General features: G+C 52.7%; 13 protein-coding genes. All 13 read right to left on the reverse strand.

The genetic code is table 11. The features are described 5' to 3' along the window. Positions 1-38: 38 nt before the first annotated feature. Positions 39-665: a type-F conjugative transfer system protein TraW gene (traW, locus tag HMPREF3096_RS07765; RefSeq protein ID WP_020314628.1), complete on the reverse strand. Its 627-nt coding sequence runs from the start codon at positions 663-665 to the stop codon at positions 39-41. Further along, positions 665-1,054, reverse strand: a complete 390-nt coding sequence (trbI, locus tag HMPREF3096_RS07770) for a type-F conjugative transfer system protein TrbI (RefSeq protein WP_020314627.1) — start codon at positions 1,052-1,054, stop codon at positions 665-667. Before trbI ends, traW begins: the two co-directional genes overlap by 1 nt. Then, a complete protein-coding gene (gene traC, locus HMPREF3096_RS07775) occupies positions 1,054-3,693 on the reverse strand; it encodes a type IV secretion system protein TraC (protein WP_070544380.1) in 2,640 nt (879 codons plus the stop codon). The genes trbI and traC overlap by 1 nt, the downstream gene beginning before the upstream one ends. 71 nt (positions 3,694-3,764) lie before the next feature. After that, positions 3,765-4,163 carry a hypothetical protein gene (locus HMPREF3096_RS07780; protein ID WP_072156904.1) on the reverse strand — a complete coding sequence of 133 codons (399 nt, stop codon included), beginning with the start codon at positions 4,161-4,163 and terminating at the stop codon, positions 3,765-3,767. Positions 4,164-4,170: 7 nt separating this feature from the next. Continuing rightward, positions 4,171-4,461 carry a hypothetical protein gene (locus tag HMPREF3096_RS07785; protein ID WP_020323516.1) on the reverse strand — a complete coding sequence of 97 codons (291 nt, stop codon included), beginning with the start codon at positions 4,459-4,461 and terminating at the stop codon, positions 4,171-4,173. Continuing rightward, on the reverse strand, positions 4,458-4,862 hold the full coding sequence (locus tag HMPREF3096_RS07790; protein WP_020323520.1) for a hypothetical protein: 405 nt from the start codon (positions 4,860-4,862) through the stop codon (positions 4,458-4,460). The genes HMPREF3096_RS07785 and HMPREF3096_RS07790 overlap by 4 nt, the downstream gene beginning before the upstream one ends. Continuing rightward, positions 4,859-5,083: a hypothetical protein gene (locus HMPREF3096_RS07795; protein WP_022644711.1), complete on the reverse strand. Its 225-nt coding sequence runs from the start codon at positions 5,081-5,083 to the stop codon at positions 4,859-4,861. Before HMPREF3096_RS07795 ends, HMPREF3096_RS07790 begins: the two co-directional genes overlap by 4 nt. A gap of 16 nt (positions 5,084-5,099) precedes the next feature. Further along, positions 5,100-5,399: a hypothetical protein gene (locus tag HMPREF3096_RS07800; protein ID WP_020315144.1), complete on the reverse strand. Its 300-nt coding sequence runs from the start codon at positions 5,397-5,399 to the stop codon at positions 5,100-5,102. Between the two features lie 28 nt (positions 5,400-5,427). Further along, complete coding sequence (locus tag HMPREF3096_RS07805) at positions 5,428-5,841, reverse strand: hypothetical protein (RefSeq protein WP_020315139.1); 414 nt, start codon at positions 5,839-5,841, stop codon at positions 5,428-5,430. 240 nt (positions 5,842-6,081) lie between these two features. After that, positions 6,082-6,285, reverse strand: a complete 204-nt coding sequence (locus HMPREF3096_RS07810; RefSeq protein ID WP_020315141.1) for a hypothetical protein — start codon at positions 6,283-6,285, stop codon at positions 6,082-6,084. A 146-nt stretch (positions 6,286-6,431) separates the two neighbouring features. Further along, positions 6,432-6,995, reverse strand: a complete 564-nt coding sequence (traV, locus tag HMPREF3096_RS07815) for a type IV conjugative transfer system lipoprotein TraV (RefSeq protein WP_070544382.1) — start codon at positions 6,993-6,995, stop codon at positions 6,432-6,434. A gap of 33 nt (positions 6,996-7,028) precedes the next feature. After that, positions 7,029-7,463, reverse strand: a complete 435-nt coding sequence (locus HMPREF3096_RS07820; protein WP_020322358.1) for a conjugal transfer protein TraP — start codon at positions 7,461-7,463, stop codon at positions 7,029-7,031. After that, on the reverse strand, positions 7,456-8,718 hold a 1,263-nt coding region (traB, locus tag HMPREF3096_RS07825), incomplete at its 5' end, for an F-type conjugal transfer pilus assembly protein TraB (RefSeq protein ID WP_077270155.1). The genes HMPREF3096_RS07820 and traB, both read right to left, overlap by 8 nt.

The raw sequence follows: 8,718 nt of genomic DNA on the forward strand, positions 1-8,718 counted from the left end.
CACTCAGGAAAAGCGTCAGGGTTTTCACAGAAACATCCTTATTTTACAGGGAAGGTCTCAATATTCAGCCGTTCACCGGAGGGCGCCGGCGTGATCCGCGCCGGGACCGCCGTCAGGCCAAATCGCTTGCTCAGTACGCCGTTCTGGTCGAAATAGATCCGGCTGTCCAGCGCTGCGGAGGTGTCAGGGATACTGCCGCGCACCAGGATAATTTTGCTCATCAGGGTTTCCGGCACCTGACGCTTCATCCAGGCCAGCTGGTCGGCATCGTCACCATTGATGAAGTACAGGGTCTGGACAAACGGTACGGTTTTAAGCGGGTTCACCACATCGCCCTTGCGGGCAAACACCCGCCCCTCATTGTCCTTCAGGTCTTCGGTCAGGCGGATGCTGGGATCAAACCAGCGCTGCTCGTATTTCTCCGCACGCTTAATGCCTTCCACCGGCGCCGGACGCTGACTGTTCTCGATAACCCGCTGCTTAAACGCGTCCATCGTCTGGTCCCACTGGCCAGAGGATTGCAGCGACTGCAGACGCTGCGTGATGAGCTGCAGCATGTCCTGCTCCCGGACGGGCCATAAATCCCCCCAGGTACCGAGATCAGCCGCCTGAGTCAGCGGCGATAACAGACAGGCGGCGAGCAGACAGCCTTTCAGTCGTATCATTACTGTTCTCCTTTCATCCGGCGGGCAATGTCGTGCTGGATGTTGCGGGTCACATCGGGTGCGCCCTGAACCACGGCAGGTGAAACCAGAATGACCACATGATGCTGCTGCTGATACTCCGCCAGACTCTTCTCCAGCGCGTCGTTAAACCGATCAGAGAGCGCTTTTGACTGCGCCTCTGTCAGCTGCTTCTGGCTGACACTGTCCATAAAACTGTCGAGCGTTTTCTTCATATCAAAAGCCACCACCCGCGGCGTGGAGTACTCCAGAACCATGCGCGAGAGAAACGCGCTGGTTGCCAGGGCGAAAAGCACGAGAGCGACGATGACAGGTATCCGGCGAAAGGTATGAGAGGTCGTACTGACCGGTTGTTCGGTGTTGTTTTTCATCACTGTTTATCCTCCATGTCATTCACCGGTATTCGGGATTCAAGTTCAGCCATTTCTTCTTTAAAGTTGCGACACGCGAGGCCGTACACCGCATCGTGGATATCGACCCCCTCTTCCCGACGCGCTTTCATGTACTCAAAATCCGGGCCTTTTGAGGAGTACATCGCCCGGCTGAGCGGGTCGACGAACAGGCGGTGCCAGGAGCAGTTCGCTTCCACCTGCAGCATAAAAGAGGAGAACCACTGCTCTTTGGCAGAACCGAAGCCGTTAATCATGTCTTTCTCCAGCTTGCTGAACTGATCCGGGTACAGCTGGTTATACTTGGCAAATTCCTTCGCTGACTGTTTCAGAATGGCCTTGTACGAGGAGTTCCCCCAGGCAGCGCGTGCAGCGCTCGATGCGGTCGGGGAGTCGAAATCCACGATATTCTGGGTGATGGTGATATAGGCCCCGGTATGCCGGCGCGCCGTCCGGTAGCCCTTCTCGATAAAGGTCCCCACCTTTTCGTTTTTGAAGTCCAGCAGTCGCCAGCCTTCATCGATAACGTTGAGTTTTTTCAGGCTGCGGGGAGACTGGTACATCCGGTTTTCGATATAGATAATCAGCGAGAACATCACCGCGACCAGCAGGGACTGGCGCGACTCCAGCCCGCCCAGCTCAAGGACCACCATCCGGGCATCGTCGTGCAGGGACGGCTCATCAGAGTTGAAGTACTCCCCGTACAGCCCGTTCACCGTGTACTGGTCGAGCAGGATAATCATGTCATCAAGACGGCTGCGCACCCCCGGTGAGTCGGCGTATTCCTCACTGTCTTTCTCGCTCCGGAGAAAGGCCACCACATCATCGATACGCACCTTGTTGCGCTTACTCAGCCAGGCCGCCCGGACCGCCTGCAGGAGAAGACCTTCGTGCACTTCATCCAGGTTGCCGTTGGGACTGGCCATCACCGACATCTGGTCGCGGATACGCTCGGCGGACAGGTCAAAGTTAGCGTCGTCGAGAATATTGGCGAACGGATTAAACTTCAGCGAGTCGCCGTCGAGATACACGCCGCCCATGTTTTCACACAGGGACTTGTAGCCGTCGCCCATGTCGAACACCCAGGCAAACCCGCCGGAGTCGAGCACGCTACGAATGAGGGGCTGAATCAGACCGGTTTTGCCCGCCCCGGAGGTGCCGCAGACCGCCATGTTGAAATTGGTATTGTTCATTCCCTCGTAGAACAGGTCGATGAACGCCAGCTGGTTACGGTAGGTGGGCGCCAGGAGTCCTGCCGGCGCCAGCGGACTGTCAGCGACAATCGGCAGAAGGTTGGCCACCTGGAACGTCTCCGCCCGCTTCACCACACCTGCCGCCTGCAGCTCTTTGAACAGGCCTTCGCCGCATTTGAACGGCATCATGGCCAGAAAATTACGCAGGTGATGATAGCGGGCCGGGATAAGCTGGAAGCCACCCTTACGGTAACTGTTGAGCACCTGCTGCTCGGTAGCGAGAGAGGCCTCTGCGTTATCGGCGGTATACGTGGTGATGTTAAAGAAGTAGGACACCAGAGAGGTCTGGTTGGTCGCCAGTCGCTGGCGGATATCGCCCCACTCCTGCATTTCCTTTATCACGTTCGGAAAGTACTTCGCGTAGGAGGTTTTGCTTTTCTTCTCCACGTCCATGAATTTCAGGTTGGCTTCGTTCTGGGTCTTCACCTGGTCCTCCACCATCAGCGTCAGTGTGATGACAAAGGGGCAGGAGATGGAGAGCTCCGGGTTCAGCAGGTTGGCGTAGTTGTCCGCAGCGGTCCAGAGAAAGGCGATTTCCGGGTCACACTCCAGGTGATAGTTCGTCACCCGGGTCACGCACTCTTTCCCGTCCCGCCCCAGGCGGCCAATTTTCAGATGACCGGCAGTGACCTGCATGTCAAAGCTGTCATCCACGCACTGATAGTTCAGGTCCTGATACGGGTCCAGCTTGTACGGCACCCGGTACATCTCATGCGGATCCGGGTTAATCAGCTCCCGCATCAGTTCGACCATCCCGGCCGCATCGAGGATACGCGTCGGGATGTAAGCCCCGCCGAGCGATGCCCGTAACACTTTAATCTGATTCTCCAGCTCCACGATTTGCGTGGTGGAGTTCTTCTTCCGGGGCACGCAGCAGGAGATGTACACGCGGTAGTTTCGCAGCGTCAGGGGCAAATCCAGATTGTCCGGCAGGGGAAATTGTGTTTCCGCCGCCCGGAGATAGTAGGCGCGGGTGATGGCATTAAACTTTTTAGCCTGTTTACCGCTCCAGCGGAATTCACGCAGACCATAGTCGATGTCATTGCCGACCAGTTTGCTGGAGACCAGATGAAAACTGACCGGGACGCCCCGGGGAAGTTTGCTGCGCAGTAAATGCTCCAGTGTGGCGACGATACTTTTATCCGCACCGGGTAAAGGACGCGCCTCAAACATAAAACCGACGGTTTTGTTATTAATAAACAGACCGGTCGCGGAATCATAATCCTTATAGGGCAGAATACGGCTGAACTGGGGGAAATTCATGCTGCCCAGCGTGTCATTGGCTTTCGCGGATTCGTCGGGCAGCTTCAGTGCTGACACCAGTGAATTCACAGCCTGGGTGACGGCATCGATAATGTTATTACTCATGCGGGCGTTCCTTTAAGAGCAATTCAAAACAACAAGGGTAATAAATGGCAAGAAGAATATTCACAGCCGCACTAGAAACTCCTTCTTATAATGGAAAATACAGGAATGAAAAACAATAAACACATGGAAGCAATAATCTGACCCGTAAAGATCGCATCCAACAACATCGCCCCTTGCCACAAACAAATAAGCAGAGTGATAAATAATAAAACCACATGAAAGAAAACAATCAGGAACAGAATGTTCGCTGAGAACTCCACATCACTACCCCCCACCTCTAAGCAGAAAAAATAAAAAACGCACAAACTACAGATGATAAAGACACCATCATGTCGAATACTCTGAAAGAAATCAGGAGAAAACTCCCCGACCAGTCCATTGTACGTCAGCCTGACTCCCAGATAGATGAGCCAGTAGACTGGAGGGATAAACAAAAAACCATATTTTCTAAAAAATAACACCATATCCATCCCCTGATTATTTGCTCATAGCGTTCAGTGCGTTAAGTTGTTTATATTTCTCGTTACATTTAGCGGCAATTTTCTTCGCATCGCGAAGGGTTAATGGTCCCGGGCTATTACGGAGTGCCGTTCGAAAATCCTCACCGGCACAGGGTATTTCATGAGAAATCATTAATAACTGTTCTTCAGTCGCTGTACCGTTATCTCTGTAATCATCGTAAACAAGATACAGCAGACCACCCAAAAAAAAGAGTGGAAAGGCCCAGTTAACAATGTTTTTAACCGCGCTCGCGACGTTTACTTTCATTTTTTATTCGCCTGGTATAATTCCCACTGATGGATATACGCATAATACCGTTCACCTGGCACATTAATGATGATGCCATCACAGTCCAGTTTATTAACAGGGCTGGTAAAAGCGCCTGTCGGCATGTTTGCCTCAAGGAGTTTACAGTCATTTTTCCAGTGTCTCCCGGCTTCCAGCTCATCCATCGTGAATGACCGACTGGTAAAGACGATAAGTGTGACAAACGCCACCACTGCCATAAGCGCACTAAAGAAAAATACATTAGCCCTGCAGACTCGCAGATTAATCTTTTCAGGGATAACAAACATGGCCAGCGCACCGACAACACCGATAACGAAAAGGATCAGGCACACACCAATAAGCCACTCAATATTATCTCCTTCAAGGTAGTAGGCTCTCATTGACTGCCTCCGTTCAGCGTTTCCATCGTACTGTTCAGGGGTTCTCGCGTTTTAACTTCAATGCACTCACCCGTATTACTTCCGAACCTTCTGTTGCCTCCACGCGCTTCGACTGCACGCAGCATTTTGAGGCACACATCCGTATTGGGCATAGGTGTGATACTCCAGATACCACCGGCACTAGCCGGTGTCATCAGCACCAGAAAAATGAAGGTATGCATACCTTATTGTCTCCGTTTATAAATTAACGCCGAACAGTTCTTCAATTAATTCTGCGATGGTTTTTATTTGCTTATCGCCATTTATCGCCCTGTCATAATCAGCCTTGCTGACATTTTCAATAACGTCACCACACTGAAGCCGGTTTTGCGCGGAAGAGAGAAACCCCCTGTCAATATTCGACTCCAGTAACCGGCAGTCATTAATCCAGTGATGAGCCTGCGCCTCGGGTACAGCGTGGCTGTCAGAAGATAACAACAGAGCATACCCGACCACAGTAATGACCAGCGCGAGACCCCATTTGAATAATTCACTCATAATCAGCACGACCTTTCAGTAAATAAATTCAATGCAATTCACTCTGCATTTTTTCAGACGAACCAGCCTCTGGTCTGTACTTAACAGGAAGGTAGCGGGTTATCCCATCAGGGCAGGACCAGGCATCTTTTGTTGTCCCGAATAATCCTGCCTGTTGTGCTTCAAATGCGGAGATCTTGCAGTTTTTAAGCGTAAAGGAAATATTTTCTTTTCTTTGTTGAATATTTTTATAAGTAGACTCAGGTTCAAGTGCAGCAATAAATATAAACAAACAAAATAAGACATCAATTACCAGGAGGATTAGTTTACTCCACCATGACCTGAAATCCTTCAGAACAAAAAAAACAGAAATAACTCCAGTACCCGTAATCATGAAAATCAGTGGTATGTATACCGGCTCTTCTTTCAGAAGCAGCCAGGTATATTTAAAAGCCTCAGTCATTATCCCATCCTCTGAACACGCTACCGCCCTCCCCTTTCAACGCGCAGGGTACTCGTTATAAAGCCAGTAATAAGAAAGCGCGCCCCCGCCGGAAATGGCGCAGGCGTGTGGGATATCAGTTAATCCGGGGCTGGCCCCATGCCGATGGCATCACCACAAATAACACCGTGGTGACGCTCTGGATAAAACACCGGGGTATCATCAATCCTTGCCCGAAATTGATACTTGACTCCTTTGGACTTAACAGACTTCCTTATACCAGAGCCTGAGCATTATAAAACAGGTGTCGGTAGAGAAACCGTCGCCAGTAACTTCGGTCAGGGTTTCAACTGAAATTACCTGAATATTCTTGTTTTCAATCCATTCATTCATTTTACGGACGCAGTCAATCTCCCCATCGCCAGATGTTTTTTTATCTTTTTTAAAATCCTGAAACTTAATCATAAAAAACGACTCCATTCTTCATAAATTTTCAGACCACAAGCGCGAGGTGCAAAGCACGCTACCGCCCATCCCTTTCAACGCAGAGGGCACTCGTTTTAAATCCGGTGTACATTCAGTGTTCACAGCGCCATTAACGCCGCTGTTGATTAGTTAATTCGGGGCTGACCCCATGCCGATGGCGTCACCACAAATAACACCGTGGTGGGCTGGTGATAGACGTCTTCAGCATCGATATACGGCGCTATCCAGAGGGAGGCCGTCTGTTCTCCCTTCCTGAGTGGCCGGGGATAATTGCCCGGCAGCGTTACAGGTGAACGAAATGTCTGACTGACCGGCGTGGCAGTGAGCGGCGCGGTCCGATTGCTGGCGTTTTGCACCGGGTGTACTGGCGGCGCGCTCAGCATGCCTGCCGGTTTCACTGCCACCGTTGACACTGGAGTTGCGCCGGTTGCAGAGAGGGTCGGTTGCGGCGGCAGCGGGTACGATACCTGCGACAGCGTGCGGAAGTTGCCGTCAGCCAGTCGAGGCAACCCGGCCGCAGCCGGCTTTGCGGCGCTTTCCTCCCGGGCCTTCGCTTTCTCATTCGCCTGCTCCATCGTCATACAGGTATCCGATGTCGTGGCATTACATTCGAATTCCGTCTCTGTGCCCGCGCACCCGGTTAAAAGCAAAGCGCTGCCCAGAGGAATTAACAGTATTAATTCCTTCATATATTCACCTGTCCTCTGTTTATTTATTAAAAATTAATATCCCGTCACTCCGGTCCGGGGAGTACTCCCGATAACTATCGAGCCCCCCGTAAATACCATCGCCATCAGCAGCCAGAGCCAGAGAATATTTTTTGTGTAACCCTGGTCGATATGTGCTGCGTACCCTGTCGCATCCGTACTGACAGTCGTGCAGGCTTCCTGTAAAACCGGAGACAGCAGTGGCTTCACCGCATCACCATTAAGTGCTTCACGCGAAGCTGGCCCCGTGCAGTCGTGAATGACATATCCTTCGCGTTGCACCGATTCAATGGTCTTCACCAGCATCTGCCCGGGCGTGTTATGCCCAGTCCAGAACACAACGACAACCAGCAACATCATCATACCGAGCGGATACACCACCGCATACTGAACCAGCCAGTGAGTCCAGCGCAGCGTTGACAGAACGAGAGTGATGAGAGACTTAACCATTGTTTTCTCCCTGAGATGCAGCCCCTGGCGAGAACTCGCGCGGGTCAAGCTTGCCCAGTTTCTTCAGCATCTCATCGGTATTAAAACCATTGAGGTTCCCGCCGGATTGCTGTGACCTGCTCTCGGGTTGTTCAGGTTGTGCCTGGTTCTGCGCCTGTTGTTGCCCGTTCTTTTCCGCTTCCAGCTCTTCAATGGTTTTCAGCTGGAAACCGTCCTGGAACACCACCGTGACTTCGTTACCGGCACCAATCGGGATGACCGGGTGATACTGTTCAGCGCGTTTGATGTAATACTCACTCAGGGTCTGTGCGGCTTTGGATGCCCCGCCGCCAATCCCCATTTTCAGAACGTCGCCGGCACCGACCGTCGCCGTAGCCCCGAGACCCACGGACGGCTGTGACGCCCGTTCCATCCCCTGACCAATTCCGTCAACAAAGCCAGCACCCCAGGCCCAGCCGAGGATTTTGCCGTTACGCATCACGACTTCCCCTTTCACCCCGTTCTTGCCCATGAAAGAGACGTGCCCGGCTATCGGCTGGTCGATGGTTTTATCGCCTTTGATACAGCTGATGTTCCGGGTACGAACGATGGCGCGCTCACTGGAAACATCCCCCCAGGCTTCAAGACCGACAAAGCAGCCGGTCAGGTCATACGTTTTGCTGTTCGGCATCTCGACACGCCCCACCACACGCAGCTGCATCGGCACCGTGGATTCGTTACCCGTGACAGAAGCATTCGCATCAGCCCCTTCAATCAGGATGCTCTTCGCAAAGCTGCCGGATGGAATGTAAGGCAGCTCCCGGCCTTTTTTACCCCTGTTGTAGTTGAACGTTTTACGCTGTATCTGGTTCGGAACCGGCACAGACTGGTAGCTGACCTGTGGCGGTAGTGTCACACCATTGCCCGGATAAAATGCCGTCGGAGGCGGTACCGCTGCGCCTGACTGCGGCGGATAACTGGCAGGCTGCGGCTCGCCTTCCGGGCCAGGAGGTGGAGACGGCGGTGTCGGCGCGGGTTCGCCACCAGAGACAGCGGGTCTCACGCCCAGCGCCTTCAGCTGTTCCTGCATGGCCGCATTCTCATTGCTGAGTTTGTCGATACGTATCTGGTCAGCCGAGCGCGCCTTACTGAGCAGGTCCACTTCCCCCTGCAGGGAGGCAAATCGCTTGTTCAGGTCTGCCGCCGTGGCCTGCATCTCGGTGGTGGCATGCTGCTCCACTTTGCTGTTGAAGCTGCTGTCGACCACCCCGGTCAT

Source organism: Klebsiella sp. HMSC25G12 (assembly GCF_001807705.1).
In the GTDB taxonomy this organism is placed as follows: Bacteria; Pseudomonadota; Gammaproteobacteria; order Enterobacterales; family Enterobacteriaceae; genus Klebsiella; species Klebsiella variicola.

Excerpts from the sequence above, each read along its gene's own strand:
- traW (WP_020314628.1), bottom strand. The coding sequence starts at position 665 with ATGATACGACTGAAAGGCTGTCTGCTCGCCGCCTGTCTGTTATCGCCG.
- trbI (WP_020314627.1), bottom strand. The coding sequence starts at position 1,054 with ATGAAAAACAACACCGAACAACCGGTCAGTACGACCTCTCATACCTTT.
- traC (WP_070544380.1), bottom strand. The coding sequence starts at position 3,693 with ATGAGTAATAACATTATCGATGCCGTCACCCAGGCTGTGAATTCACTG.
- HMPREF3096_RS07780 (WP_072156904.1), bottom strand. The coding sequence starts at position 4,163 with ATGGATATGGTGTTATTTTTTAGAAAATATGGTTTTTTGTTTATCCCT.
- HMPREF3096_RS07785 (WP_020323516.1), bottom strand. The coding sequence starts at position 4,461 with ATGAAAGTAAACGTCGCGAGCGCGGTTAAAAACATTGTTAACTGGGCC.
- HMPREF3096_RS07790 (WP_020323520.1), bottom strand. The coding sequence starts at position 4,862 with ATGAGAGCCTACTACCTTGAAGGAGATAATATTGAGTGGCTTATTGGT.
- HMPREF3096_RS07795 (WP_022644711.1), bottom strand. The coding sequence starts at position 5,083 with ATGCATACCTTCATTTTTCTGGTGCTGATGACACCGGCTAGTGCCGGT.
- HMPREF3096_RS07800 (WP_020315144.1), bottom strand. The coding sequence starts at position 5,399 with ATGAGTGAATTATTCAAATGGGGTCTCGCGCTGGTCATTACTGTGGTC.
- HMPREF3096_RS07805 (WP_020315139.1), bottom strand. The coding sequence starts at position 5,841 with ATGACTGAGGCTTTTAAATATACCTGGCTGCTTCTGAAAGAAGAGCCG.
- HMPREF3096_RS07810 (WP_020315141.1), bottom strand. The coding sequence starts at position 6,285 with ATGATTAAGTTTCAGGATTTTAAAAAAGATAAAAAAACATCTGGCGAT.
- traV (WP_070544382.1), bottom strand. The coding sequence starts at position 6,995 with ATGAAGGAATTAATACTGTTAATTCCTCTGGGCAGCGCTTTGCTTTTA.
- HMPREF3096_RS07820 (WP_020322358.1), bottom strand. The coding sequence starts at position 7,463 with ATGGTTAAGTCTCTCATCACTCTCGTTCTGTCAACGCTGCGCTGGACT.